This window comes from Streptomyces sp. NPDC020845 (genome assembly GCF_044334165.1).
In the GTDB taxonomy this organism is placed as follows: Bacteria; Actinomycetota; Actinomycetes; order Streptomycetales; family Streptomycetaceae; genus Streptomyces.
In genome coordinates this window covers 198,726-224,182 of record NZ_JBIRSJ010000011.1, presented here as the reverse complement: position 1 = coordinate 224,182, position 25,457 = coordinate 198,726, and the positions used below count along the sequence as shown (strand labels likewise).

22 protein-coding genes are annotated in these 25,457 nt (G+C 72.4%); 17 read left to right on the top strand and 5 right to left on the bottom strand.

Features of this window, described 5'->3' with window-relative positions:
• The first annotated feature begins 106 nt into the window (after positions 1–106).
• From ACH4U7_RS29560 to ACH4U7_RS29550, 3 genes are read left to right on the top strand one after another with little or no spacing between them, the layout of a single operon-like run.
• The gene (locus ACH4U7_RS29560) at positions 107–865 is read left to right on the top strand and encodes a DUF5819 family protein (RefSeq protein ID WP_398530860.1); all 759 of its coding nucleotides are present in this window, start codon (positions 107–109) and stop codon (positions 863–865) included.
• The gene (locus ACH4U7_RS29555) at positions 862–2,157 is read left to right on the top strand and encodes an HTTM domain-containing protein (protein WP_398530859.1); all 1,296 of its coding nucleotides are present in this window, start codon (positions 862–864) and stop codon (positions 2,155–2,157) included. The genes ACH4U7_RS29560 and ACH4U7_RS29555 overlap by 4 nt, the downstream gene beginning before the upstream one ends.
• 9 nt (positions 2,158–2,166) lie before the next feature.
• Entirely contained in the window at positions 2,167–2,946 is a 780-nt protein-coding gene (locus tag ACH4U7_RS29550) for a TrmH family RNA methyltransferase (protein WP_398530858.1), read from the top strand.
• 36 nt (positions 2,947–2,982) lie between these two features.
• Here the strand turns inward: ACH4U7_RS29550 and paaN are convergent, their stop codons facing one another.
• On the bottom strand, positions 2,983–4,704 hold the full coding sequence (paaN, locus tag ACH4U7_RS29545) for a phenylacetic acid degradation protein PaaN (RefSeq protein WP_398530857.1): 1,722 nt from the start codon (positions 4,702–4,704) through the stop codon (positions 2,983–2,985).
• A gap of 134 nt (positions 4,705–4,838) precedes the next feature.
• On the opposite strand from paaN, the gene ACH4U7_RS29540 reads away from it, so the two are divergent.
• Both ACH4U7_RS29540 and ACH4U7_RS29535 read left to right on the top strand, forming a co-directional pair.
• Entirely contained in the window at positions 4,839–6,392 is a 1,554-nt protein-coding gene (locus tag ACH4U7_RS29540; protein ID WP_398530856.1) for a 3-hydroxyacyl-CoA dehydrogenase, read from the top strand.
• Positions 6,389–6,976 (top strand): TetR/AcrR family transcriptional regulator, encoded by a 588-nt coding sequence (locus tag ACH4U7_RS29535; RefSeq protein WP_398530855.1) that lies wholly within the window; start codon positions 6,389–6,391, stop codon positions 6,974–6,976. Before ACH4U7_RS29540 ends, ACH4U7_RS29535 begins: the two co-directional genes overlap by 4 nt.
• A 67-nt stretch (positions 6,977–7,043) precedes the next feature.
• On the opposite strand, the gene ACH4U7_RS29530 is transcribed toward ACH4U7_RS29535, so the two are convergent.
• Positions 7,044–7,532, bottom strand: a complete 489-nt coding sequence (locus ACH4U7_RS29530; RefSeq protein ID WP_398530854.1) for an Lrp/AsnC family transcriptional regulator — start codon at positions 7,530–7,532, stop codon at positions 7,044–7,046.
• A 166-nt stretch (positions 7,533–7,698) separates the two neighbouring features.
• On the opposite strand from ACH4U7_RS29530, the gene pdhA (ACH4U7_RS29525) reads away from it, so the two are divergent.
• The 9 genes from pdhA (ACH4U7_RS29525) (at position 7,699) to ACH4U7_RS29485 (ending at position 17,251) form a co-directional block, all read left to right on the top strand.
• Positions 7,699–8,829 (top strand): pyruvate dehydrogenase (acetyl-transferring) E1 component subunit alpha, encoded by a 1,131-nt coding sequence (gene pdhA, locus ACH4U7_RS29525; RefSeq protein ID WP_398530853.1) that lies wholly within the window; start codon positions 7,699–7,701, stop codon positions 8,827–8,829.
• Positions 8,826–9,857 carry an alpha-ketoacid dehydrogenase subunit beta gene (locus ACH4U7_RS29520; protein WP_014178015.1) on the top strand — a complete coding sequence of 344 codons (1,032 nt, stop codon included), beginning with the start codon at positions 8,826–8,828 and terminating at the stop codon, positions 9,855–9,857. Before pdhA (ACH4U7_RS29525) ends, ACH4U7_RS29520 begins: the two co-directional genes overlap by 4 nt.
• Positions 9,857–11,380, top strand: coding sequence for a dihydrolipoamide acetyltransferase family protein (locus ACH4U7_RS29515; RefSeq protein WP_398531027.1), 1,524 nt, complete (start codon positions 9,857–9,859; stop codon positions 11,378–11,380). The genes ACH4U7_RS29520 and ACH4U7_RS29515 overlap by 1 nt, the downstream gene beginning before the upstream one ends.
• Before the next feature lie 50 nt (positions 11,381–11,430).
• Entirely contained in the window at positions 11,431–12,261 is an 831-nt protein-coding gene (locus ACH4U7_RS29510) for an NTP transferase domain-containing protein (protein ID WP_398530852.1), read from the top strand.
• A complete protein-coding gene (locus tag ACH4U7_RS29505) occupies positions 12,258–13,886 on the top strand; it encodes a molybdopterin molybdotransferase MoeA (RefSeq protein WP_398530851.1) in 1,629 nt (542 codons plus the stop codon). Before ACH4U7_RS29510 ends, ACH4U7_RS29505 begins: the two co-directional genes overlap by 4 nt.
• 17 nt (positions 13,887–13,903) lie before the next feature.
• Positions 13,904–14,881, top strand: coding sequence for an NAD(P)H-quinone oxidoreductase (locus ACH4U7_RS29500; protein WP_398530850.1), 978 nt, complete (start codon positions 13,904–13,906; stop codon positions 14,879–14,881).
• 95 nt (positions 14,882–14,976) lie between these two features.
• Positions 14,977–15,423, top strand: a complete 447-nt coding sequence (locus ACH4U7_RS29495; protein WP_398530849.1) for a hypothetical protein — start codon at positions 14,977–14,979, stop codon at positions 15,421–15,423.
• Between the two features lie 132 nt (positions 15,424–15,555).
• A complete protein-coding gene (locus ACH4U7_RS29490; protein WP_358637851.1) occupies positions 15,556–16,116 on the top strand; it encodes a bacterial proteasome activator family protein in 561 nt (186 codons plus the stop codon).
• A gap of 217 nt (positions 16,117–16,333) precedes the next feature.
• The gene (locus ACH4U7_RS29485) at positions 16,334–17,251 is read left to right on the top strand and encodes an NAD-dependent epimerase/dehydratase family protein (RefSeq protein WP_398530848.1); all 918 of its coding nucleotides are present in this window, start codon (positions 16,334–16,336) and stop codon (positions 17,249–17,251) included.
• Positions 17,252–17,315: 64 nt separating this feature from the next.
• Here ACH4U7_RS29485 and ACH4U7_RS29480 read toward each other — a convergent pair whose 3' ends face one another.
• The gene (locus tag ACH4U7_RS29480; protein ID WP_398530847.1) at positions 17,316–19,001 is read right to left on the bottom strand and encodes a protein kinase; all 1,686 of its coding nucleotides are present in this window, start codon (positions 18,999–19,001) and stop codon (positions 17,316–17,318) included.
• 310 nt (positions 19,002–19,311) lie between these two features.
• Here ACH4U7_RS29480 and ACH4U7_RS29475 point away from each other — a divergent pair, with 310 nt between their 5' ends.
• Positions 19,312–20,892 (top strand): protein kinase, encoded by a 1,581-nt coding sequence (locus ACH4U7_RS29475; RefSeq protein ID WP_398530846.1) that lies wholly within the window; start codon positions 19,312–19,314, stop codon positions 20,890–20,892.
• Between the two features lie 117 nt (positions 20,893–21,009).
• On the opposite strand, the gene ACH4U7_RS29470 is transcribed toward ACH4U7_RS29475, so the two are convergent.
• Positions 21,010–22,050, bottom strand: a complete 1,041-nt coding sequence (locus ACH4U7_RS29470) for a phosphotransferase (protein ID WP_398530845.1) — start codon at positions 22,048–22,050, stop codon at positions 21,010–21,012.
• 99 nt (positions 22,051–22,149) lie between these two features.
• Positions 22,150–22,944 (bottom strand): response regulator, encoded by a 795-nt coding sequence (locus tag ACH4U7_RS29465; protein ID WP_398530844.1) that lies wholly within the window; start codon positions 22,942–22,944, stop codon positions 22,150–22,152.
• A gap of 354 nt (positions 22,945–23,298) precedes the next feature.
• Between ACH4U7_RS29465 and pdhA (ACH4U7_RS29460) the strand changes: the two genes are divergently transcribed.
• Positions 23,299–24,453, top strand: a complete 1,155-nt coding sequence (gene pdhA / locus ACH4U7_RS29460) for a pyruvate dehydrogenase (acetyl-transferring) E1 component subunit alpha (protein WP_398530843.1) — start codon at positions 23,299–23,301, stop codon at positions 24,451–24,453.
• 1 nt (position 24,454) lies between these two features.
• Positions 24,455–25,435 (top strand): alpha-ketoacid dehydrogenase subunit beta, encoded by a 981-nt coding sequence (locus ACH4U7_RS29455; RefSeq protein WP_385617170.1) that lies wholly within the window; start codon positions 24,455–24,457, stop codon positions 25,433–25,435.
• Positions 25,436–25,457 lie beyond the last annotated feature (22 nt).

The window sequence follows — 25,457 nt, the reverse complement described above, 5'->3', positions numbered from 1 at the left end:
ACGTGGGGTGTCAAGCCTGTGGATAACTCCGGGGCGCTGTGCCCTGCGCGCGCTCATCGGTACCGTTCCGGGGCGTAAGGGCCGCGGAAGGCGCGGAGAGCGCGGCGTGCGGCGCGCGGCCGGGGACCACGGGATCGGGGCGGGAATGGCGGATACGGGGCACATCGCGGAGAAAGGGGAGAGAGGGGAGCAGGGGGAGGAAGGGGAGCAAGAAGCGAGGGAGACGAGAGCGGGGAGCCTGCTGTCGCTGCCCTCGCAGCTCGTCGTGGCCGTGGGCCTCGCGGTGACCGTGGCCGCCGTGGCCGTCCACCTCGGGATGGCCTTCCTGAACGTCTCCCCGGCCAACACGGTCAGTAAGCAGTACAGCGAGGCTATAGACGACTACATATATCCAGAATTCGAACGGAACTGGAAGCTTTTCGCCCCGAACCCCCTCCAGCAGAACATCGCCGTCCAGGTGCGCGCCGAGATCCGCACCCCTGAGGGCGGCACCGCGACCACCGGGTGGCGAGATCTGTCGGCCCAGGACGGCGCGGCCATCAGGCACAATCCGCTGCCCAGCCACACCCAGCAGAACCAGCTGCGCCGCGCCTGGGACTTCTACCTTCTCTCGCATGACGCCCAGGAGCGGCCGAACGGGCTGCGCGGACAGCTCTCGGCGCAGTATCTGCGGCGGCTCGCGATACTCCGCCTGGGCCTGAAGCAGGACGGCGGCACGGTGCAGCGGCTCCAGCTGCGTTCGCTCACCCGGCAGTTGGCCGCCCCGTCGTGGAGCGAGGAGAAGATCGACACCCGTCCCATCCGCCGGGAGCTGCCCTGGTGGCCGGTTACCGACGCCGACCTGCCGGAGGCGAAGCGCCGGTGACGACCCCAGCCCTCCCGCCGCAGCCGCCGCTGCCCCCGCACCCTCCCCGCCCCTCCCTGCCCCCGGCGGCGCCCCGCGCCAAGGCCGCCGCCCGCGTCGAAGCAGCTGTCATCCGGGCCCACGGCCGCGTCACCGGATCGGCGCTCGGCCCGTACCAGACCGCCGTGGTGCGGATCGGCTTCTCCTTCACCTGGCTGCTGTTCCTGCTGCGCGAATGGCCCCACCGCCAGGAGCTGTACGGGCCCGAGGGCCCATGGAGCTGGGAGATGGCCCATCAGCTCATCGAGGGCAACGGCGCCTTCAGCGCGCTCATGTGGTCCGACAGCGGTCTGTGGTTCGACACCGTCTACGCCCTCGCCGTCGTCTCCAGCGCGCTGCTCCTGCTCGGCTGGCGGACCCGCACCATGTCCGTGCTGTTCATGCTCGGCGTGATCTCCCTGCAGAACCGCAGCGTCTTCGTGGGGGACGGCGGCGACAACATCATCCACCTGGTGGCGATGTATCTGACGCTGACCCGGTGCGGGCGGGTGTGGTCCCTGGACGCCCGCCGCGCGGCGCGGCGCGGGCCCGGGGCGCCGGAGCCGCGCGACACCACCGGGATCGTGCTGTGGGCGCTGACCGGGTCGGCCCTGCTGTGGGCGCAGTTGTTCACCGAAGCCCGTCTCGACTGGTCGGACTACGGCCCGCTCCCCGGTGTCGGCTGGGCCATGGCGCTGTGGGGGGTGTGGGCGGTCCACGGCGCCTGGTGGCTCGTCCGGCGCTACGCACCCGGCGAGCCGCGCACTCTCCTGGACATCCTCGCCAACCTCGTGCACAACGGTGCCGTGCTGGTGATCATGGGCGAGGTCTGTCTGCTCTACGCCTCCGCCGGCTGGTACAAGGTCCAGGGCTCGCGCTGGCAGGACGGCACCGCGCTCTACTACCCGCTGCACCTGGACTACTTCTCGCCCTGGCCCGCGCTGGCCGATGTGCTGGCCGGCAGCGGCCTTGTGGTCATGGTGCTCACCTACGGCACGGTCATCGTGCAGGTCGCCTTCCCCTTCACGCTGCTGAACCGGCGGGTCAAGAACGTGATGCTCGTGCTGCTGGTGCTGGAGCACATCGGGATCGCGGTGCTGCTGGGGCTGCCCTTCTTCTCCCTGGCCATGATCGCGGCGGATGCGATCTTCCTCCCGACGAACTTTCTGCGCTGGGTCGGGAGGCGGGCGAACAAGGTCCGCGACCGCGTTCGGGCGCAAACGGTCCGGCTGCCGCGCCAGCGGACGGAGGAGAGCGCCGAGGGCCGACCGTAGGCTGTGGGCATGGGTGACGACGAGGCCGTGACGGCCGTGCGGCGGTGGCATGAGGCCGCTGCGGGGACCGTGCTGCTGGATGGCTTCCATGCGCTGAAGCACGCGCTCCGGTTCGGCGCGGAGGTGCCGATCGCGGTCACGAGCGACAAGGCCGCCGCGCTCGCTCTCGCGGACGACCTGGCCGGGGACCTGACCGCGGTGATCGAGGAGCGCCTGGTCGAGGTGTCGGCCAGGACGCTGCGCGACCTTGTGCCGAGGGCCCATCCGACGCAGGTGGCCGCACTGGCGGTCAGGCGCGATCGGCGGGGGAATCTGGAGGAACTGGCGGGGCCGTCCAGATCGGCGCCGGTCGTGGTGCTGGACAACCCGCGCAACCTGGGGAATGTGGGGGCCGTGGTGCGGCTCGCCGCCGGGTTCGGGGTCGCGGGGGTGGTCACCACCGGCGATATCGACCCCTGGCATCCGAACGCCGTCCGGTCGGGTGCGGGGCTGCACTTCGCCACCGCGGTGGAGCGGCTGGCGAGCGATGACCTTCCGCCGGGGCCGCTGTACGCCCTGGATCCGGAGGGGGAGGACATCCGGTCCGTGGCCATCCCCGATGACGCGCTGCTCGCGTTCGGATCCGAGCGGCACGGGATCTCGCCGGAGGTGCGCAAGCGGGCCACCAGGCTGGTGGCCCTCCCCATGCGGCCTCAGGTGTCCAGCTACAACCTGGCCACCAGCGTGGCCATGGCGCTGTTCCACTGGGGAGGCCCGGCCCAGACCGGCCCAGCCCGGGTGAGCGGCTGAGCCGGCGACGCGGAGGGCGCGGGAGGCGCCGCGGCGCTACAGCGGGCGGCGGACCTCGACCATGCGGAAGCGGGAGGCCACGAACGCCCCGTCGCACAAGGTGGCGTTGGCCGAAGGGTTGCCGCCCGCGCCGTGGAAGTCCGAGAAGGCCGCCGTCTGGTTGACGTAGATCCCACCGGTCAGATTCAGCGACAGCTGGGCGCACTCCTCCAGACACGCCTCCTCGATCAGCCGCTCGGCGTCCGGGGAGGTGGTGTACGCCCCGACGGTCATCGCGCCCTTGTCGCGGATGGTGCGGCGCAGCAGGTCGACCGCGTCCGCCGTGGAGTCCATGGCGACGGCGAAGGACACCGGGCCGAAGCATTCGGAGAGGTAGGGCGCTTCCGCGTCGGCCGCCTCCCAGAACTTCCGGGCGCCGTCGGCCTTGACGATCACGGGGGTGCGGACCGTGGCGCCGGGGAAGTCGGGGTGGGTCACCGGGCGGGAGGCCAGGGCGGTCGCGCCGAGGCCGGGGGCGGCCTCGAGCCGCTCCTTGACCCCGGGGTTCACGATCGCGCCGAGCAGGGCACTGGCCCGCGCGTCGTCGCCCAGCAGCCGCTCGACGGCCGCCGCCAGATCGGCGACCACCTCGTCGTACGACTTGGGGCCCGCGTCCGTGGCGATGCCGTCCCGGGGGATCAGCAGGTTCTGCGGGGTGGTGCACATCTGGCCGCAGTACAGGGACAGGGAGAACGCCAGATTGTCCAGCATGCCCTGGTAGTCATCGGCGGAGTCGATCACGACCGTGTTGACCCCGGCCTTCTCGGTGAAGACCTGGGCCTGGCGGGCGTGGGTCTCCAGCCAGTCGCCGAAGGCGGTGGAGCCCGTGTAGTCGATGACGCGGATCTCGGGGCGCACGGCGAGCACCTTGGCCAGGCCCTCGTCCTGCTGCTCGGCGGCCAGGGCCACCAGATTGGGGTCGAAGCCGGCTTCCCGCAGCACCTCGCGCGCCACCCGAACGGTCAGGGCCAGCGGCAGCACGGCCCGGGGGTGCGGCTTGACCAATACCGCGTTTCCCGTGGCCAGGGAGGCGAACAGGCCGGGGTAGCCGTTCCACGTCGGGAACGTGTTGCACCCGATGACCAGGGCGATGCCGCGGGGGACGGCCGTGAAGGTCTTGCGCAGCCGCAGCGGGTCGCGCTTGCCCTGCGGCTTGGTCCACTCGGCAGCGGCGGGGGTGCGCGTCTGCTCCGCGAAGGCATAGGCCACCGCCTCCAGACCGCGGTCCTGGGCATGCGGCCCGCCGGCCTGGAACGCCATCAGATACGCCTGCCCGCTGGTGTGCATGACGGTATGGGCGAACTCATGGGAGCGGGCGCTGATCCGGGCCAGGATCTCCAGGCAGACCATGGCGCGCGCCTCGGGACCCGCGTCCCGCCAGGCCGGCATCCCGGCCCGCATCGCCGGGAGCAGCACCTCGATGTCCGGGTGCGGATACTCCACCCCCAGCTCGATGCCGTACGGCGAGGTCTCGGTGGCGGTCCAGTCGTCCGCGCCGGGCTGGTCCAGCTCGAAGCGCCGGCCGCGGAGCTCGTCGAAGGCCGCCTGGCCCTCGGCGGGGCTCAGGCTCTCCCGCCCGCTCGCGTCGGCCCCTCCGTAAGCCTTTGGGTGCTCGGGGTGCGGCGACCAGTACGCACGGGTACGGATGGCCTCCAGAGCCTGGTCGAGGGTGGGGCGGTGCTGCTCGGTCAACTGCGCTGTGGTGAGTCCGGCGGTCACGACTGACCAACTCCTCGTCGAGCTGGGATTGAGCTGAGCTGGGAACGACGACAGAGTTAGAGTAACCGAACGATCGGTCGGGACGAGAGGGCCTGGCGCACCTGTGGATAACTTCGTCCGAGAGGATCAGCGGCATGACTGCGATCGACCGGAGGATCGAACCCGCCGGCACCGTCGCCGTGGTCGGCACCGGCACCATGGGCCAGGGAATCGCGCAGGTCGCGCTGGTCGCCGGGCACCCCGTACGGCTCTATGACGCCGCTCCCGGCCGCGCCGCGCAGGCCGCCGACGCCGTCGCCGCCCGCCTGGAGCGGCTGGTCGACAAGGGGCGGCTCGCGCCCGCCGCCCGGGACGCCGCCCTGGGCCGGCTCGCCCCGGTCACCGGGCTCGCCGGGCTCGCGGACGCCGAGCTGGCGATCGAGGCGATCCTGGAGGACCTGGGTGCCAAGCAGCAGCTGTTCACCGCCCTCGAATCGGTCGTCTCCGACGGCTGTCTGCTCGCCACCAACACCTCCTCCCTGTCCGTTACCGCCGTCGCGGGCGCCCTACGCCGCCCCGGCCGCCTCCTGGGCCTGCACTTCTTCAACCCCGCACCGCTGCTGCCGCTGGTCGAGGTGGTCCGCGGCTTCGCCACGGACCAGGCCGCCGCCGACCGGGCGTACGAGACCGTCGCGGCCTGGGGCAAGACCCCGGTGCGCTGTGCCGACACCCCCGGCTTCATCGTCAATCGGATCGCCCGCCCCTTCTACGCCGAGGCCCTTCGCGTCCACGAGGAGGGCGCCGCCGCCCCGGCCACCGTCGATGCCGTGCTGCGCGAGTGCGGCGGGTTCGCGATGGGCCCGTTCGAGCTGACCGACCTGATCGGACAGGACGTGAACGAGGCCGTCACCCGGTCGGTGTGGGACGCGATGTTCCACGATCCGAAGTTCACCCCGTCCCTCGCCCAGCGGCAGCTCGTCGACGCGGGCCTGTACGGGCGTAAAGCGGGCCGGGGCTGGTATGACTACGCCGAGGGCGCGCCGCCCCCCGAGCCGCACACCGCCGAGCCGTGCCGGGCCCCGGAGAAGGTCGTCGTCCACATGGGACCGGGGCGTGGATCGGGACCGGCGGGGGAGCTGCCGCGGCTGATCGAGGAGGCGGGTATCACGGTCACCTGGGAGGACCCGGCCGCCGACGCCCCGCCCGGAGGCTTCATCGCCCTGCCCGACGGCACCCGCCTGGCTCTCACCGACGGCTCGTCGGCCACCGTCGCCTCCCCCGTCCCGTGCATCCGGTTCGACCTGGCGCTGGACTACCGCACCGCCACCCGGATGGCCCTCGCCCCCGGCGAAACCGTCTCTCCCGAGGCCGTGCGGGCCGCGACCGGGCTCCTCCAGGCGCTTGGGAAGAAGGTCAGCGTCATCCAGGACGTCCCCGGCATGATCGTGGCCCGTACGGTCGCGATGCTCGCCGATTTCGCCATGGACGCCGCCGCGCGCCGGGTGGCGAGCCCGGAGGACATCGACACCGCGATGCGACTGGGCGTGAAGTACCCACTCGGGCCGCTGCGTTGGGGGAGTCAGCTCGGTGCGCGCTGGGTGCGCGACATCCTGTTGAATCTTCACCAGGCCTATCCCACCGGCCGCTACGCCCCGTCCCAATCGCTGATGCGGCGCGCGGCCGCCGAAGAAGAACAGTTCTCATCATGACCATGCCGAAGCGCGACACCTACACCCCCGAATCGCTGCTCGCGGTCGCCGTGGAGGTGTTCAACGAGCGCGGCTACGACGGAACCTCCATGGAGCACCTTTCGCGCGCCGCCGGGATCTCCAAGTCATCGATCTACCACCACGTCAAGGGCAAGGAAGAGCTGCTGCGGCTGGCCATAAGCCGCGCCCTCGACGGGCTGTTCGGCATCCTCCAGGAGCCGGAGGCGCGCGACGGGCGGGCGGTCGAGCGGCTGGAGCATGTGACCCGGCGCACCACGGAGGTACTGATGGCGGAGCTGCCGTACGTCACCCTGCTGCTGCGCGTGCGCGGGAACACGGACACCGAGCGGTGGGCCATGGCCCGGCGGCGGGATTTCGACCATGAGGTCGCCGAACTGGTCAAACAGGCCGTCGCGGATGGGGACCTGCGGCCGGACGTGGACGCCCGGCTGGCGACCCGGCTGCTCTTCGGCATGATCAATTCGATTGTGGAGTGGTACCGGCCGGGCCGGGGCGGGGCCGCGACCGCGGACGAGGTGGCCGACGCGGTGGTCCGCACGGCCTTCGCGGGCCTGCGTGTCTGAGGCCCTCGTCCGGGGGGTACCTCCCAGCGGTAGCTGGGGGAGAACCGAGCCTCAAAAAAGGGGCATATCAGAGTTCAGAGTCGAGGTCGGTCTCCTCGAAGACCAGCAGCGTCCGCGTGCTCAGCACCTCGGGTATGGCCTGGATACGGGTGAGGACCAGCTCGCGCAGTGAGCGGTTGTCCTCGGTGTGGACCAGCAGCAGCACATCGAAGTCACCGCTGACCAGGGCGATATGAGCGGCGCCCGGAAGCTGCCTGAGCTGTTCGCGGACCGTGCGCCACGAGTTCTGCACGATCTTCAACGTGATGTACGCCGACGCGCCCTGCCCGGCCCGCTCCTGGTCCACCCGGGCGCTGAAGCCGCGGATCACCCCGTCGTCGATGAGGCGGTTGATACGGGCGTAAGCATTGGCGCGCGAGACGTGCACCCGCTCGGCCACGGAGCGTATCGAGGCGCGGCCGTCCGCCCGGAGCATGCGCACGATGTCGCGGTCGATCGAGTCCAGCGGACGGGCGGGAGGTTTGTCGTCCGGATTGGCCATCTGTTCGCCCGGCATACCGCCCCGCCTCCCCTTCATGGACGTCCTGGCCACATCTCATGTCCTGCTGAACCGTTTGTCCACAGGCTGAGGCCGCCTGTAGCCAAAATGCGTCATCGACCGAACAATCGGTAGGGAGGGGCCTGCCCGCCCCATCAGCTCTCTGCCCGCAGGAGGTCGCGCCATGACGGTCCTTGAGCAGCCCGGTGCCTATCGGCCTACTCCCCCGCCCGCCTGGCAGCCGCGGGTCGACGCCGCGCCGCTGCTGCCCGATGCCGAGCCGTACCGCCTGCTGGGCACCGATGCCGCGGCCGATATCGACCCGGCCCTGCTGACCCGGCTCTACGGAGAGCTGGTGCGCGGCCGCCGGTACAACACGCAGGCCACCGCCCTGACCCGGCAGGGCCGGCTCGCCGTCTACCCCTCCTCCACCGGGCAGGAGGCCTGCCAGGTCGCCGCCGGCCTTGTGCTGCGCGACCAGGACTGGCTCTTCCCCAGCTACCGCGACACCCTCGCCGCCGTCGTGCGCGGGCTCGACCCGGTGCATGCCCTCACCCTGCTGCGCGGCGACTGGCACTCCGGCTACGACCCGCGCGACCACCGGGTGGCCCCGCTGTGCACCCCGCTGGCCACCCAGCTGCCGCATGCGGTCGGCCTGGCGCACGCCGCCCGCCTCAAGGGCGACGACGTGGTGGCGCTGGCCCTGGTCGGCGACGGCGGGACCAGCGAGGGCGACTTCCATGAGGCGCTGAACTTCGCGGCGGTGTGGCGGGCCCCCGTCGTCTTCCTCATCCAGAACAACGGCTTCGCGATCTCCGTTCCGCTCGCCAAGCAGACCGCCGCCCCCTCCCTCGCCCATAAGGCTGTCGGATACGGCATGCCCGGCCGGCTGGTCGACGGAAACGACGCGGTGGCCGTGCACCAGGTCCTGGGCGAGGCCGTCCGCCGGGCGCGCGCGGGCGGCGGCCCCACCCTGGTGGAAGCCGTCACCTACCGCATCGAGGCCCACACCAACGCCGACGACGCCACCCGCTACCGCTCCGACGCCGAGGTGGAGGCCTGGCGCGCCCACGACCCCATCACCCTGCTGGCGGAAGCGATGCGCGACCGCGGCCTGCTCGACGACCAGGCCGTACAGGCCGCGCGCGACGCCGCCGAGCGGATGGCCGCCGATCTGCGGACACGGATGCACCAGGACCCGGCCCTGGACCCGATGGACCTCTTCGAGGATGTCTACGCCGAGAAGACCGGCCAGCTGCGCGAGCAGGCGGACGCGCTGCGCGCGGAGCTCGCCGCGGAGGAGGGCGAGCGATGACGACGACCGCGGTCAAGCCCGCCACGATGGCCCAGGCCCTGGGCCGCGCGCTGCGCGACGCGATGGCCGCCGACCCGGCCGTCCACGTCCTCGGCGAGGACGTCGGCACACTGGGCGGCGTCTTCCGGATCACCGACGGGCTCGCCAAGGAGTTCGGCGACGACCGCTGTACGGACACCCCGCTCGCGGAGGCGGGCATCCTCGGCACCGCCGTCGGCATGGCCATGTACGGGCTGCGGCCCGTCGTCGAGATGCAGTTCGACGCCTTCGCGTACCCGTCCTTCGAGCAGCTTGTCAGCCATGTCTCCCGGATGCGCAACCGCACCCGCGGCGCCCTGCCGATGCCCATCACCGTGCGGGTGCCCTACGGCGGCGGCATCGGCGGTGTGGAGCACCACAGCGACTCCTCCGAGGCGTACTACATGGCGACGCCCGGCCTCCATGTGGTCGCCCCGGCCACCGTCGCCGACGCATACGGGCTGCTGCGCGCCGCCATCGCCTCCGACGACCCGGTCGTCTTCCTCGAACCCAAGCGGCTCTACTGGTCCAAGGCCGAGTGGTCCCCCGACCACCCCGAGGAGGTCGCCCCCATCGGCCGCGCCGTGGTGCGGCGCCCGGCCACCGGCGGGCGGACCGCCACCCTCATCTCGTACGGGCCCTCGGTGCCCGTCTGTCTGGAGGCCGCCGAAGCGGCCTCGGCCGAGGGCTGGGACCTGGAGGTCGTCGATCTGCGGTCGCTGGTGCCCTTCGACGACGAGACGGTGTGCGCCTCCGTCCGCCGGACCGGGCGGGCCGTCGTCGTCCACGAGTCCACGGGCTTCGGCGGCCCCGGCGGGGAGATCGCCGCCCGGATCACCGAGCGCTGCTTCCACCACCTGGAGGCGCCGGTGCTGCGCGTCGCCGGATTCGACATCCCCTACCCGCCGCCGATGCTGGAGCGGCACCATCTGCCCGGCGTGGACCGGGTGCTGGACGCGGTGGCCCGGCTGCAGTGGGAGTCGGAGTGGACCGAGGGGAGGGCGGTGTGATGGCGGAGGTGCGCGAGTTCACCCTGCCCGATCTGGGTGAAGGGCTCACCGGGGCGGAGATCGTGCGCTGGCTGGTGGAGGTCGGCGAGGTCGTCGCGGTCGACCAGCCGGTCGTGGAGGTCGAGACCGCCAAGGCGCTGGTGGATGTGCCCTGCCCGTACGGCGGGGTGGTGACCGCCCGCTTCGGCGAGGAGGGGACCGAACTGCCGGTCGGCGCGCCGCTGCTGACGGTCGCCGTGCCGACCGGGGAGGGTGGGACGCAGGCCGTCGGGGGTGGGGCGTCGGCCGTCGGGGGCGGGTCCTCGGCGGTTGACGGCAGGGCTCCGGCTGCCGAGGGCGGGTCCGGCAATGTGCTGGTCGGCTACGGCACCTCGGCCCCCTCCGCGCGGCGCCGCCGTGTCCGTCCGGCCCCGCCGGTCCCGGCCTCCGGCCCGGTCGGGGGAGTTGGCGGAGGCGTTGCCGAGGGCTTGGCCGGGGGCCTCGCGTCGACAACGACCTCTGGCCCGGTTGCCGCGAGCAGCCCGGCCGCCGCGGCCAACCCGGTCGCCGCGCACCCCGTACCGCCCGCGCCGGGGTCCGGCCCGGAGGCCAACGGCGCGGCACGGCCGGCGACCGGCCCCGTCTCCGTCATCTCGCCGCTCGTCCGGCGGCTGGCTCGCGAGCACGGACTGGACCTGCGCGAGCTGCGTGGCTCCGGGCCCGACGGGCTGATCCTGCGCGCAGACGTGGAAAGGGCCGCACAGGCCGTACAGGCCGCAGAGGCCGCGCGCACCGCACAGGCCGTACAGGCCGCACCGGCTCCGGCGGCCGTCGCCGCGGGCGCCTCGCGGACGGGCCCGCGCGAGGCCGATGGGACGCGCGTCGTGGTGCGGGGCGTACGCGGGGCCGAGAAGCTGGCCCGCAGCCGACGGGAGATCCCCGACGCGACGTGCTGGGTGGACGCCGACGCGACGGAACTGCTCGCCGCACGCGCGGCCATGAACGCGGCGGGGCCCAAGATCTCCCTGCTCGCCCTCCTAGCCCGCATCTGCACGGCGGCCCTGGCCCGCCACCCCGAGCTGAACGCGACCGTCAGCGAAGGCGAGATCACGCGCCGCTCCGATGTCCACCTCGGTTTTGCCGCACAGACCGACCGGGGCCTGGTGGTCCCCGTGGTGCACGACGCGCACGCGCGGGACACGGCCGGGCTGTCCGCCGAGCTGACCCGCCTCACCGAGGCCGCCCGCTCCGGCACCCTCGTCCCCGCCGAGCTGACCGGAGGCACCTTCACGCTCAACAACTACGGCGTCTTCGGCGTCGACGGCTCGACGCCGATCATCAACCACCCCGAGGCCGCGATGCTCGGCGTCGGCCGGATAGCGGCGAAGCCGTGGGTGCACCAGGACCAGCTGGCCATCCGGCAGGTGGTGCAGCTGTCGCTGACCTTCGACCACCGGGTCTGCGACGGCGGCATCGCGGGCGGCTTCCTGCGCTATGTGGCCGACTGCGTGGAACATCCGGCGGTTCTGCTGCGGTCCGTGTAGGTCGTGGCGACGGAGGCGGTACTCGGCCGTCACCGGGACATACTCATGGGGTGACGTATGACGCTGTGATCCTGGCCGGAGGCGCCGCCCGGCGGCTGGGCGGCGCCGACAAGCCGGCGCTGCGGGTGGGCGCCCGGCCGCTGCTCGACCGGGTGCTCGACGCCTGCCGGGGCGCCGAGCGGACCGTCGTCGTCGGCCCGCGCAGACCGACCGCGCGGCCCGTGCACTGGATCCGCGAGGAGCCGCCGGGCGGCGGGCCGGTCGCGGCCGTCGACGCCGGACTGCGCCGGACCACGGCGCCCGTCGTCCTTCTGCTCTCCGCGGATCTGCCGTTCCTCACGGGCGAGACCGTCGGGGCGCTCGTCAACGGCCTCGGCGAGTCCGAAGGGATACTGCTCACCGACTCGGACGGCCGCGAGCAGCCGCTGGTCGCGGCGTACCGGGCCGAGCCGCTGCGCCGGGAGATCGCCCTGCTCGCGGCGGAGCACGGCGGCCTCGCCGGACTGCCCCTGCGGCTGCTCACCGCCGACTTGAAGCTCGGCCGTCTGCATCACCCCACCGCCTCCTTCGACTGCGACACCTGGGAGGACATCACCACCGCCCGCGCACGGATCAGGGAGCATGGACACGTGTTGGACGAATGGATCGCCGCAGTCAAGGCGGAGCTGGGCATCGACCTCGATGTCGACACCGCCGCCCTTCTCGACCTCGCCCGCGACGCCGCGCACGGCGTCGCCAGGCCCGCCGCGCCGCTGACCACCTTCCTCGTCGGCTACGCGGCCGCCCAGCAGGGCGGCGGCCCCGAGGCGCTGGCCGCAGCCACCGGCAAGGCGGCAGCGCTGGCCGCCCGGTGGGCCGAAGAAGCCGAGTCGACGGGATGACGGACCGGGAGCCCCGCGGCGGCGACGCGCTGGACCGCGAGTTCGACGAGGCCCTGGCGCTGGCCAAGGACCAGGGCACGTATCAGCGCCGCCCTGAGACATGGCCCGAGCAGCCCGAGCCCTCCGGCCGCCCAGAGCGCCCCGAGCCCCCCGAGTGGACCGATCCTTGGGACCCGACACCCCAGGACGCGGCGCCCCAGGCCCCGGCATCCCGGAGCCGGGGGGCGCTGCATGAACCGCCGTCCACAGACCGGACGCTCCACGACCCGGCATCCCCCGACCCGGTGCTCCACGACCCGACAGCGACAGCGACAGCGACAGCGACAGCGACGGCGACGACGACAGCGGCAGCGACCGACCGGGCACGGGCACGGACACCCCGGGGCCCCGGCCCCACCTCCCCGGCCCCCGCCCATCACCGGCCCGGCACCCCCTGGCCCGACGCCCGCGCGATCGCGGCCCGCGCCCCCCGGACGGCCGCGGCCCAGGCCGCGCCCCTGGCCCGCCCGCTCGCCGACGCCCTCGGCCACGTCCTGGCCGCCCCCCTCACCGCCCTCACCGACCTGCCGTCCTTCGACACCTCCGCCATGGACGGCTGGGCGCTCGCCGGCCCCGGCCCCTGGCGGCTCCCCGCCGCAGGGCGCTCGATCCTGGCCGGCCACGCCGAGGCCGATCCGCTCCCCGACGGCCACGCGATCCGTATCGCCACCGGCGCCCGCGTCCCGCCCGGCGCCACCGCCGTGCTGCGCACCGAACACGGCACCGCGCGCGACGACTGGCTGTACGCCGCCCCCGCCCACCCCGTCAGCCCCGGCCAGGACATCCGCCCCCGCGGCCAGGAGTGCCGCAGCGGCGATCTGCTGCTCCCCGCGGGCGCCCTGATCACCCCCGTGATACTGGGTCTGGCCGCCGCCGCCGGGTACGACGAGCTGCCGACCGTGCCCCGGCCCCGCGTCGAAATCCTCGTCCTCGGCGATGAGCTGCTGCGGCAGGGCCTCCCCCACGACGGCCGCATCCGCGACGCGCTCGGCCCGATGCTCGCCCCCTGGCTGCGCGCGCTCGGCGCCGAGCCGCTGGCGACCCGCCGGCTGGCCGACGACGCGGAGTCGCTGTACGCGGCCGTGGCCGGTTCCTCCGCCGATGTCGTCCTGACCACCGGCGGCACGGCCGCGGGACCCGTCGACCACGTCCACCCCACCCTGCGCCGACTGGACGCCGAGCTGCTGGTCGACGGGGTGGCGGTGCGCCCAGGCCACCCGATGCTGCTGGCCCGTCTGGCCCCGGACAAGCACCTCGTGGGGCTGCCCGGCAATCCGCTGGCCGCCGTCTCCGGCCTGCTGACCCTCGCCGAGCCGCTGCTGCGGACGCTGACGGGCCGCCCGACGCCCACCCCCTGCCCGGCCCCGCTGACCGCCGCCGTCCCCGGCCATCCGCGCGACACCCGCCTGGTCCCGGTGGTCTTCCAGGGCGACGAGGCGCGTCCGCTCCGCTTCAACGGCCCGGCCATGCTGCGCGGTGTCGCCGTCGCGGACGGCCTGGCCGTCATCCCGCCCGGCGGTGCGGACCGGGGCAGCGAGGTCGAGGTCCTTGACCTGCCCTGGTCCACCGCCTGGCCCGGAACTTAAGGAGTAGCCTCGCCGCCATGTATGCGATCACCATCCCCGAACCCGGCGGCCCCGACGCCCTCGTGTGGGCGGAGGTCCCCGATCCCGTACCCGGCGAGGGCGAAGTCCTGGTCGATATCGCGGCCGCCGGCGTGAACCGCGCCGATCTGCTGCAGCGCCAGGGCCACTACCCGCCGCCCCCGGGCGCCCCCGACCACCCCGGTCTGGAGTGTTCGGGCCGGATCGCGGCGCTGGGCCCCGGTGTCAGCGGCTGGGCGGTGGGCGACGAGGTGTGCGCGCTGCTCGCGGGCGGCGGCTACGCCGAGAAGGTGGCCGTGCCCGCGGGGCAGGTGCTGCCCGTGCCTCCCGGCCTCGACCTGGTCACCGCGGCCGGCCTCCCCGAGGTGGCCGCGACCGTCTGGTCCAACGTCTTCATGCTCTCCCACCTCCGGCCGGGCGAGACCCTGCTGGTGCACGGCGGCTCCAGCGGCATCGGCACCATGGCGATCCAGCTCGCGAAGGCGGTCGGCGCGCGGGTCGCGGTCACGGCGGGCAGCGCGGACAAGCTGGCGGCCTGCCGTGAGCTGGGCGCCGACATCCTGATCGACTACCACGAGCAGGACTTCGTCGAGGAGGTGCGCACGGCCACCGAGGGCGCCGGAGCTGATGTGATCCTCGACATCGTCGGCGCGAAGTACCTCGCCCGGAACGTGGCCGCCCTCGCCACCAACGGACGGCTGGCGATCATCGGTCTGCAGGGCGGCGCGAAGGCCGAGCTGAACCTCGGCGCGCTGCTGGCCAAGCGCGGCGCCGTCATGGCCACCAGCCTGCGCGCCCGCCCCCTCACGGAGAAGGCGGCGATCGTCGCGGCGGTGCGCGAGCACGTCTGGCCGCTCGTCGAGAGCGGCCGGGTGCGCCCGATCGTCGACCGTACGATCCCGATGCGCGAAGCGGCCGAGGCGCACCGCGTGCTCGAGCAGAGCGGCCATATCGGCAAGGTGCTGCTGACGGTCTGAGGCGCCTGGATGGTCTAAGCCCCGGGTGCCGTGCCCATGCCGTCATGTGACGCTGAAACGGTCATGCGACGGCTCGGCACGGGAGGGTGACGACCGTGAGACCTGCGCTTCGTAGGCTGCGCACGCTGCCGGCGGTGCTGGTGATGGCCGGTGTGGTGCTGCCGGCCGTACCCCTCGTGGCGCGTGCCGACGACAACGACGAGCTGGCCGGGACCCGCGCCGGAGAGGGCCGGGCGCACCCCGGGCGCACCGATGAGCCCGATGCCGCACCGCCCGCCGCGTCGGTCGGGTCCACACCCTCGCGGCGGGCCGGCGAGGGCGCGGGGGAGCGGCGGGAGGGGCAGCGCGAGCAGGGCCAGAGGACACCGACGCAGGGGCCGCAGGGCTCGTACGAGGACGCGTACGACCCCGCCGACGCCGCGCGGACCGACGCCGTGCCCACCGGGCGGACGCTGCGCGTGCTGCCGCTGGGCACCGGCCTGGCCCTGATGGGGCTCGGCCTGGGGCTGGCGTTCCTCGGGCTGAGGCTGCGCCGTCAGTGAGGTTGCCGCTGAGGGACTTGCCGCTGAGGGGACGGTACGACCCACGGCGGTTGCCGAAGGCGCCGGAGAACGGTGCCCGATCCTGACCACCCTCCCCCTCCGTTCGGGTGCTCGTGCGGAACAATGGGGGTTATGAACCAGCCGATGAACGAACGATCGCAGGAGAGCCCGCACGTCCTGGTCGTCGGCCCGGACGGCATGGCCCTCGGGAGCGCCACTTCTGGCGACGGCGGCGGTGACGACGAGTCGCGCGAGGTTCCCGTGACGGACATGGTCGAACAGCCGGCCAAGGTCATGCGCATCGGCAGCATGATCAAGCAGCTTCTGGAGGAAGTCCGCGCGGCGCCTCTCGACGAGGCCAGCCGGGTCCGTCTCAAGGAGATCCACGCCAGCTCGGTGAAGGAGCTGGAGGACGGCCTCGCGCCTGAGCTGATCGGCGAGTTGGAGCGCCTTTCCCTTCCCTTCACCGATGATGCGGTCCCGACCGAGGCCGAGCTGCGGATCGCCCAGGCCCAGCTGGTCGGCTGGCTCGAGGGCTTGTTCCACGGCATTCAGACGACGCTGTTCGCCCAGCAGATGGCGGCGCGCGCGCAGCTGGAGCAGATGCGCCGGGCCCTGCCGCCGGGTCTCGGCGGCGAGGACGGGGAGGGCGGGCCGCAGCACGGCGGGGCCCGTTCGGGCCCGTACCTTTAGCCGTCAGCCGACCGTTTTCACCCACGGCTTTACCTACATCGGGCCGTTTCCGGGACTCATGAGCCCCGGAGACGGCCCGCAGCTGTCGTGCCCCGCGCCGCGAAATGGCCCATGGCCTCGCCTCCGGATTGTCCCCTGACAGTGGTCCGATCGCTTTCTAGCCTGGGCCTGGTCGTTGATCAGCCCAGAACAGAGAAACAGAGAGAGGTCCGCCACCATGCGCATCTTCGTCGCGGGAGCCACAGGCGCCGTCGGCCGCCGCCTCGTCCCGCTTCTCGTCGCGGCGGGACACGAGGTGACCGGCGGTACGCGCACCCCGCAGGGGGTGGAGCGGCTGCGCGCGCAGGGGGCCTCGGCCGTACGCGTCGACGTCTTCGACGCCGACAGCGTGCACCGGGCGGTCGCTGCCGCCGCCCCCGAGGCGGTCGTCCACCAGCTGACCGACCTGGCGCACGGCGACCGCGCCGCGAACGGGCGGATCCGCAGGGAGGGCACCCGTCACCTCGTCGACGCCGCCAAGCGCGCCGGGGTGACGCGTATCGTCGCCCAGTCGATCTCCTGGGCCTACGCGCCCGGCGACGCCCCGGCCGACGAGTCCACCCCGCTCGATGTGGCGGCGGAGCCGCCGCGGGCCGGGATGGTCGGCAGTCTGCGGGCGCTGGAGGAGGCGGCGGCGGAGATCGAGACGCATGTCGTACTGCGCTACGGGACCTTCTACGGCCCCGGGACCTGGTACGCACGGGGCGGGCCGCTGGAGGCCGTGCTCCGCGGCGACCAGGTGACGAGGGATCCGGCGGCGGGGGATCCGGCGGCGGGGGATCCGGTGGCGGCGCTGATCGGCCCGGTCGTGGCGGGCGACGCGGTCAGCTCGTTCGTCCATGTCGAGGACGCCGCCCGCGCCGCGGTGGCCGCGCTGGACTGGCCGAGCGGCACGGTCAACGTCGTGGACGACGAACCGGCGCCGGCCCGCGCGTGGCTGCCGGCGTTCGCGGCCGCGGTGGGCGCTCCGGCGCCCGCGCCCGCCGTGGACGGCGGCCGGGCGGGCTGGGAGCGCGGGGCCGACAACACCCGCGCCCGTAGGCTCGGTTGGCGGCCCCTCCACCCCACCTGGCGTACGGGCTTCACCACACTGTGATGCGGAAAGGGGCCCGGCGGATGCCGGGCCCCTTCGAGCCAGGGTCTGAGAGAAGGAAGCGGGCTCAGCCCGGCAGCCCCGTGGAGACCGTCAGCTCGATGGTGTCGGTCTTCGGGTCGTACGGCTCGTAGTTGCGGTACGTGTAGTTGAGGACGGTGCCCTTGCCCCACAGGTTCTCGTCCTCGGTGGTCACGCGGTACTTCCAGCCCGCGTCCCGGATGCACTTCTTCACCGAGTCGATGTAGAGGTTCTGGAAGTCGGGCACGTTGTAGGCGCCTTTCTGCTCGTACGACTCCGAGGCGTCCTTGCACTTCTCCGGGTCGATGACCTTGCTCTTGTCGCCCTCGCGGAACCCGGACGGAGTCGAGGACGCCGTGGCGGACTTCGTGTCCTTGCCGTCGTCGCGCGCCTGCCCCCCGCCGTCGGATCCGCCGCCGCTGAGGGCGATCACCAGGACCACGGCGATGACCGCGATCGCCGCGACGACCGCCGAGCCGATGATCACGCGCTTGTTGCCGTTGTCACCGCCCTGGCCGCCGCCCGAGGCCGGGGCCGAGGCGGGCGAGACGGTGTACGGCGGCGGGGTGTTGGCCCCGCCCTGCGCGTACGGCGCGGGGGTCGGGGTCGGGGTCGGAGCGGGCGCCGGGGTGTTGTAGCCCTGCTGGGCCATCGGCTGGCCGGGCGGCGGCGGGGTGGAGGGGCCGAAGCCGCCGAATCCGCCGGAGGACTGCGGCTGGTACGGGGTCTGGACGCTCCCCATGCCCGGGCCGGGGGGCTGCTGGTTGATCGGCGGGAAGACCGCCGAGCCCACGCCGGAGCCGCTGCGGGCGGGCGGGCCGCCGCTGATGATGATCGGGGTGGCGCCGGTCTGGCCGGTGCGCGAGACGCGGTCGCATTCGTCGCGCATGGCCTCGGCGGTGGGGAACCGCTCGTTCGGGTTCTTCTTCAGGGCGCGGGCGACCAGCGCGTCCACCGCCGGGGGGATGGACTGGTTGATCGTGGAGGGAGCGACCGGCTCCTCCTGGACATGCGCGTACGCGATGGCGAGCGGCGAGTCCGCGTCGAACGGCAGCCGGCCCGTCAGCAGCTCGAAGAGCATGATGCCGACCGAGTACAGGTCGCTGCGGGCGTCCACGCCGCGGCCGAGGGCCTGCTCGGGCGAGAGGTACTGCGGGGTGCCGACGACCATGCCGGTCTGGGTCATGGAGGTCACGCCCGACTGCATGGCGCGGGCGATGCCGAAGTCCATGACTTTGACCACATTACGCTTGGTCATCATCACGTTACCGGGCTTGATGTCGCGGTGGACCAGCCCCATCTCGTGGCTGATCTCCAGCGCGGCCAGCACGTCGGCGGTGATTTTCAGCGCCTTTTCCGTGGGCATCGCGCCGAACTGCCGGGCATCGGCGTCGAGGACGGCGCGCAGCGGCTGGCCCTCGACGTACTCCATGACGATGTACGGCATCACGGAGCCGTCGATCGTGTCCTCGCCGGTGTCGAAGACCGAGACGATGTTGGTGTGGGTCAGCTTGGCGACCGACTGGGCCTCGCGGCGGAAGCGCTCGCGAAAGGACTGCTCGCGGCCCAGTTCGGTGTGCAGGGTCTTGATCGCTACCTGGCGGTCGAGGACGCTGTCGTAGGCCAGGTGGACGGAGGCCATACCGCCCTCGCCGAGCAGGTCCCGCAGTTGGTAGCGGCCGCCGGCGAGCGACATCCCTTCGTAGCGGCCTGGTGCGCCCTGCTGGCTCATTTCTTACGTCCCCCTCGGCGCACTCACTATCTTGACGCGCACGTTCTGACCCGTTGATCTTCTTGTAGTCGATACCCTGGCCCAGTCTGCCCCAGGCCGCGGACACGTCAAGCGACGTGCCCGTTCCGTGACCGGATGTGCAAGAACCCGTCACGCGATTTGCATGGCCTCACCTACAACAGGTTGGATGGCCGGTCCATCAGGAACCGGCGAGTGGCACGGACCCTGTAGCGTGCCCTAGCAGGAAACCGTACCGCCCGCGAGCGGGGCGATCACGAAGACCCCCACCCAGATCAGACGGCGAGGACCGATGGCACAGACCCAGAGCGCCCAGGGGCCCTCCGAACCTGACGCCACCGGGTCCGGAATGTCGGACTCCCCGGAAGCGTGGGGTAACGGCGGGCTGGTCGGCGACGGACGCTACCGGCTCACCAGCCGGCTCGGCCGCGGCGGTATGGCCGAGGTGTTCGCCGCCGAGGACGTGCGGCTCGGCCGTACGGTCGCGGTGAAGCTGCTCCGCGCCGATCTGGCGGAGGACCCGGTCTCCAAGGCCCGCTTCACCCGCGAGGCCCAGTCGGTCGCCGGGCTCAACCACCACGCCGTCGTCGCGGTCTACGACTCCGGCGAGGACATCGTCGGCCAGCCTGGATCCATTCAAAGCACTGTGCCGTACATCGTCATGGAGCTGGTCGAGGGCCGTACGATCCGCGATCTTCTGGTCAACGCCGAGGCGCCGCCGCCGGACCAGGCGCTGATCATCGTCTCGGGGGTGCTGGAGGCGCTGGCCTACAGCCATCAGCACGGCATCGTGCACCGCGACATCAAGCCGGCGAACGTGATCATCACCCACAGCGGCGCCGTCAAGGTGATGGACTTCGGCATCGCCCGCGCCCTGCACGGGGCCGCCTCCACCATGACCCAGACCGGCATGGTCATGGGCACTCCGCAGTACCTCTCGCCGGAGCAGGCCCTCGGCAAGGCGGTCGACCACCGCTCCGATCTGTACGCCACCGGCTGTCTGCTCTATGAGCTGCTGGCGCTGCGCCCGCCGTTCGTCGGTGAGACCCCGCTGTCGGTGGTCTACCAGCATGTTCAGGACATGCCGGTGCCGCCGTCGGAGGTCTCGGGCGGCGTGGTGCCGCCGGAGCTCGACGGGCTCGTGATGCGCTCGCTCGCCAAGGACCCGGACGACCGGTTCCAGAGCGCCGAGGAGATGCGCGGCCTGGCGCAGTACGCCCTGCAGATGCTGATCGACGCGGGCGGCCACACCGGCACCTGGAACACCGGCCCGGTCACCCAGCACCTGGGCGGCTCCACGGGCGCCATGGGCATGGCCGGCACCACCGCGCTGCCCCACCCTGGGCACGGCGACACCACCCAGCAGCCGATCCTGGGGGGCCGGCGCGATGACGACGGTGGCTACGACGGCGGGTACGACGACGGCTCCGGTGGCCGCGGTGGCCGCGGCAAGCTGTGGCTGCTGGCCGTGCTCGCGGTGATCGCCATCGCGGCCGGAGTCGCGTTCGCCATGAACTTCGGCGGCGACAAGGGGGGCGGGAAGCAGCCGGGCAAGCCGGAGACGTCGACCTCGCAGTCCCACACCAAGGACCCGACCGAGAAGCCGACGGACGAGCCGACGGAGACGTCCTCGCCCACGGAGACCTCCGGGGACACGGGCGGCGGCTACCCCGGCAGCGCGGAGCCGTCCTCGCCCACCTACACCGAGCCCACGACCGAGCCCCCGACGGACACGGAGACGGACTCGCCCACCGACCAGCCGACGGACACCGAGACGACTCCGACCGACGAGCCGACCACCCCGACGACGACTCCGCCCACGACGGACCCGACCACGGATCCCACCGATCCGACCGCCGGGGTCACCGGCTGACGGGCTCACTGGTCCTCCGGTGGGGCGCGCCCAAACGTAGGCGCGCCCCCCTTTTTTGAGGGCTCGGTTCTCCCCCAGCTACCGCTGGGAGGTGCCCCCTGCCGGCGACCGCGCGACTCAGCCGCAGAAGGCGTCGCGGACCGCCTCGTACTCCCGCGTCCACCACACCGCCAGGGCCGCCGCCGCGGGGAACAGCGGATCGGCGCGCCGGTCGCCGTCCTGGTAGCGCCAGCGCAGCATCCAGAAGTCGTTGAGCCGTTCCCACCACACCCGGTGTACGGCCGCCGCCATCTCGGCGGCCCCGGCGCCCGTCGCACGGCGGTACGCCCGCGCGTACGGGCGCACCTTGTCCAGCTCCAGCGGGCCGCCGGGCCGTACGAAGAAGATCGCGGCGGCGCGGACCGCCTCCTCGGCGCGGGGCTGCACCCCGAGCCGGTCCCAGTCGACGATCGCGGCGGGTTCCGTATCGCGGTAGAGGAGATTCAGCGGGTGGAAGTCGCCATGGACCCAGCCGGTGGCCGGGATGGCGTCGGCTTCCGGGCGGCGGTGGGCGTGCCGTTCCAGCAGCGCGCGCCGTTCGACCAGGCGGTGCTCGGCGAGTTCGTCGAAGGGGTCACGCCGGCGGCGGCCGCGGGTGAGGGTGAGCAGCCGGTCGATGAGCGCGAAGGTGTGCTCGGGGTCGGCCGAGGCCTCGGGGGGCTGGCGGTCGGCCGCGCGGGCCACCACGACCTGCTCCAGGCAGGTGTGGACGCGTCCGAGCAGCCCACCGAGCCGCGACGACTGGGCGGCGGTCAGCTCGCCGCCGACCCGGTGCCGTCCGTCGACCCAGGGGTGCAGGGCGTAGCAGCGGCCGCCGATGACCGCGACGGTGTGGCCGTCGGCGTCGGGGACGGCCGGGGCGACGGGCACCCCGAGCTCTTCCAGTCGCTTGGTCACGCGGTGCTGGTGGTCGATGGCGGCGCGGTCCCCGTCCAAGTGGTGCTTGAGGAAGAACCGACCGCGGGTGGTGGCCAGGCGGTAGCCGCGGTTGAGCAGTCCTTCGGCGACGCGCTCGCAGGACACCGCCTCGCCGGGGCCGTCGTAGCGGCGCAACAGCGCGCTCAGGGTTTCCCCGTCGGGAGCGGTCTTCTCGGCGGAGGTTACATGTGAGCGCGGCACGCGCCAGATGTTAGATCAAGGGGCGTGGGCGGTACGGCGCGAGTTGACTCGGGGGTCCGCTCAGTGCTTCAGCTCAGTGCTTGTGGTCAGTGCTTCCGTTCAGTGCTTCTGCGGCTGGGTCTTCCGCTCCTCGGCCCGGGCCCGCTCCTGATCCCGCGCTTGAGACTGCGTATGAGCGGGCGGCGGGGCGTGTGCCTGCGCCTGGGCCTGGAGCCGGGCCACGTACGCGGCGGCCTGCGAGCGGCGCTCCATGCCGAGCTTGGCCAGCAGCCCGGAGACATAGTTCTTGATCGTCTTCTCGGCCAGATGCAGCCGCTCGCCGATCGCGCGGTTGGTCAGCCCCTCCCCGATCAGCAGGAGGATCCGGCGCTCCTGCACGGTGAGATCGGCGCTCCGGTCGTCGCCCAGTTCACTCGCGCCGGCGCCCACGCCCGCCGCAGCGTCTGTGCCGGTCTCGGCGTCTGTACGCATCCGCTCCAGCAGGCGGGCCGTGGCGGCCGGGTCGAGCAGGGAGCGGCCCGCGGCCACGTGCCGTACCGCGCTGAGCAGTTCGCCGCTGCCGACGTCCTTGAGGACATAGCCGTACGCGCCCGCCATGATCGCGTCGATGAGGGCCGCGTCGTCGGCGAAGGAGGTGAGCATCACGCACTTGATGTCCGGATGGTGGGCACGGACTTCCCGGCAGACCTCGACACCGCTGCCGTCCGGCAGCCGCAGATCCAGCAGGGCGACTTCAGGGTGCGCCGCGGGGATGCCTGCCAGGGCCTCGGCCACGGTGCCCGCCTCGCCGACCACGACCATGTCCGGCTCGCCCGAGAGGAGGTCATGAAGGCCGCGGCGTAGGATTTCATGGTCGTCGAGTAGGAAAATGCTGATTTTTCCTTCTTCGCGCACGAATCCAGTCTCACACACTGCGTCTTCTGGGGGTCTTCTCAAGTCTTTCAATGTCTTTCCGCGCCGTTGGCCGGGGAGATAACGTGCCGTTGTTCCGGCGGGCTGCGGGGCTGTGACCAGTGGTTGTTCCACTTCTGCGTGATTTACTTGGAAATCCAAGCAAAATTGCAGGTCAGAGGGGGTTTCGCAGAGATGCGACCCACTGGGTAACGTGCCCTTTGCAGGGCCAGCCGCCGGGATACCTGTCACGCCCGGTCGGTCTTCGGCGCACCCACCCCGTGCGCTGTCGTCGAGCGAGCGAGCCGCAACTGGCCGCCGGCGGACCCCGGGGGCCGGACAGACGGAGGAGCACACGTGACCGTGGAGAGCACTGCAGCGCGCAAACCGCGCCGTAGCGGAGCCAAGCGCACCAGCGCGAAGCGGCGGACGGCCGACCAGCCCGAGCTCGTCCAGCTGCTGACCCCCGAGGGTGAGCGGGTCGAGCACCCCGAGTACTCCCTGGACCCCACCCCCGACGAGCTGCGCGCCATGTACCGCGACATGGTGCTGACCCGCCGCTTCGACGGTGAGGCCACCACGCTGCAGCGCCAGGGCGAGCTGGGGCTGTGGGCCTCACTGCTGGGCCAGGAGGCCGCCCAGATCGGCTCCGGCCGGGCCCTTCAGGACGACGACTACGTCTTCCCCACCTACCGCGAGCACGGCGTCGCCTGGTGCCGTGGCGTGGACCCGGTGAATCTGCTGGGCATGTTCCGCGGCGTGAACCACGGCGGCTGGGACCCCAACAGCAACAACTTCCACCTCTACACCATCGTCATCGGCTCGCAGACGCTGCACGCGACCGGCTATGCGATGGGCGTGGCCAAGGACGGCGCGGACTCCGCGGTCCTGGCCTACTTCGGGGACGGGGCGTCCAGCCAGGGAGACGTCGCCGAGGCGTTCACCTTCGCCGCGGTCTACAACGCCCCGGTGGTGTTCTTCTGCCAGAACAACCAGTGGGCCATCTCCGAGCCCACCGAGCGGCAGACCCGCGTCCCGCTCTACCAGCGTGCCCAGGGCTTCGGCTTCCCGGGCGTACGGGTCGACGGCAACGACGTACTGGCCTGCCTCGCGGTCACCAAGGCCGCCCTGGAGCGGGCCCGCACCGGCCAGGGCCCCATGCTCATCGAGGCGTTCACCTACCGGATGGGCGCCCACACCACCTCCGACGACCCGACCCGCTACCGCAGGGCCGAGGAGCGGGAGCTGTGGGAGACCAAGGACCCGATCTCGCGGCTGCGCACCTATATGACCGCCCAGGGCCTGGCGGACGACGCCTTCTTCGCCGATCTCGAGAAGGAGAGCGACGCGCTCGCCAAGCGGGTGCGCGACTCCGTACGGGCCATGCCCGACCCCGACGACATGGCGCTCTTCGAGCACATCTACGCCGACGGGCACCCGCTCGTCGACGAGGAGCGGGCTCAGTTCGCCGAGTACCAGGCTTCGTTCGTCTCCGCCGAGGAGGGCAACTGACATGGCAGCCCAGAAGATGTCGCTCTCCAAAGCGATCAACGCCTCGCTGCGCAAGGCGCTGGAGAACGACCCCAAGGTCGTGATCATGGGCGAGGACGTCGGCAAGCTCGGCGGGGTCTTCCGCATCACCGACGGCCTCCAGAAGGACTTCGGCGAGGACCGGGTGATCGACACCCCGCTCGCCGAGTCCGGGATCGTCGGCACCGCGATCGGGCTGGCGCTGCGCGGCTACCGCCCGGTGGCGGAGATCCAGTTCGACGGGTTCGTCTTCCCCGCGTACGACCAGATCGTCACGCAGCTCGCCAAGATGCACGCCCGGTCGCTGGGCAAGGTCAAGCTGCCGGTCGTGATCCGGATCCCGTACGGCGGCGGCATCGGCGCGGTCGAGCACCACAGCGAGTCGCCCGAGGCGCTGTTCGCGCACGTGGCCGGGTTGAAGGTGGTCTCGCCGTCCAACGCGTCCGACGCCTACTGGATGCTGCAGCAGGCCATCGACAGCGACGACCCGGTGATCTACTTCGAGCCCAAGCGCCGCTACCACGACAAGTCCGAGGTCGACACGGCCGCGATCCCCGACCCGCTGCACACCGCGCGGGTGGCCCGGGCCGGGACCGATCTGACGCTCGCGGCGTACGGCCCCATGGTCAAGGTCGCGCTCGACGCCGCCGGCGCGGCCGCCGAGGAGGGCAAGTCGCTCGAGGTCGTGGACCTGCGGTCGATGTCGCCGATCGACTTCGACACCCTTCAGCGGTCCGTCGAGAAGACCGGCCGCCTGGTCGTCGTCCATGAGGCACCGGTCTTCCTGGGCACCGGCGCGGAGATCGCCGCGCGGATCACCGAGAGATGCTTCTATCACCTTGAGGCCCCGGTGCTGCGGGTCGGCGGTTTCCACTCCCCGTACCCGCCGTCGCGGCTGGAGGACGAATACCTCCCTGGCCTCGACCGGGTGCTCGACGCCGTAGACCGCGCGTTGGCGTACTGAAGGGCTTGAGGAGAGTCGTGAC

Coding starts and splice junctions, on each gene's coding strand:
- ACH4U7_RS29540 (WP_398530856.1), top strand. CDS start 4,839: ATGACTGCGATCGACCGGAGGATCGAACCCGCCGGCACCGTCGCCGTG.
- ACH4U7_RS29505 (WP_398530851.1), top strand. CDS start 12,258: ATGACGGACCGGGAGCCCCGCGGCGGCGACGCGCTGGACCGCGAGTTC.
- ACH4U7_RS29455 (WP_385617170.1), top strand. CDS start 24,455: ATGGCAGCCCAGAAGATGTCGCTCTCCAAAGCGATCAACGCCTCGCTG.
- ACH4U7_RS29490 (WP_358637851.1), top strand. CDS start 15,556: ATGAACCAGCCGATGAACGAACGATCGCAGGAGAGCCCGCACGTCCTG.
- pdhA (WP_398530853.1), top strand. CDS start 7,699: ATGACGGTCCTTGAGCAGCCCGGTGCCTATCGGCCTACTCCCCCGCCC.
- ACH4U7_RS29520 (WP_014178015.1), top strand. CDS start 8,826: ATGACGACGACCGCGGTCAAGCCCGCCACGATGGCCCAGGCCCTGGGC.
- ACH4U7_RS29550 (WP_398530858.1), top strand. CDS start 2,167: ATGGGTGACGACGAGGCCGTGACGGCCGTGCGGCGGTGGCATGAGGCC.
- ACH4U7_RS29485 (WP_398530848.1), top strand. CDS start 16,334: ATGCGCATCTTCGTCGCGGGAGCCACAGGCGCCGTCGGCCGCCGCCTC.
- ACH4U7_RS29530 (WP_398530854.1), bottom strand. CDS start 7,532: ATGCCGGGCGAACAGATGGCCAATCCGGACGACAAACCTCCCGCCCGT.
- ACH4U7_RS29515 (WP_398531027.1), top strand. CDS start 9,857: ATGGCGGAGGTGCGCGAGTTCACCCTGCCCGATCTGGGTGAAGGGCTC.
- ACH4U7_RS29475 (WP_398530846.1), top strand. CDS start 19,312: ATGGCACAGACCCAGAGCGCCCAGGGGCCCTCCGAACCTGACGCCACC.
- ACH4U7_RS29500 (WP_398530850.1), top strand. CDS start 13,904: ATGTATGCGATCACCATCCCCGAACCCGGCGGCCCCGACGCCCTCGTG.
- ACH4U7_RS29480 (WP_398530847.1), bottom strand. CDS start 19,001: ATGAGCCAGCAGGGCGCACCAGGCCGCTACGAAGGGATGTCGCTCGCC.
- ACH4U7_RS29535 (WP_398530855.1), top strand. CDS start 6,389: ATGACCATGCCGAAGCGCGACACCTACACCCCCGAATCGCTGCTCGCG.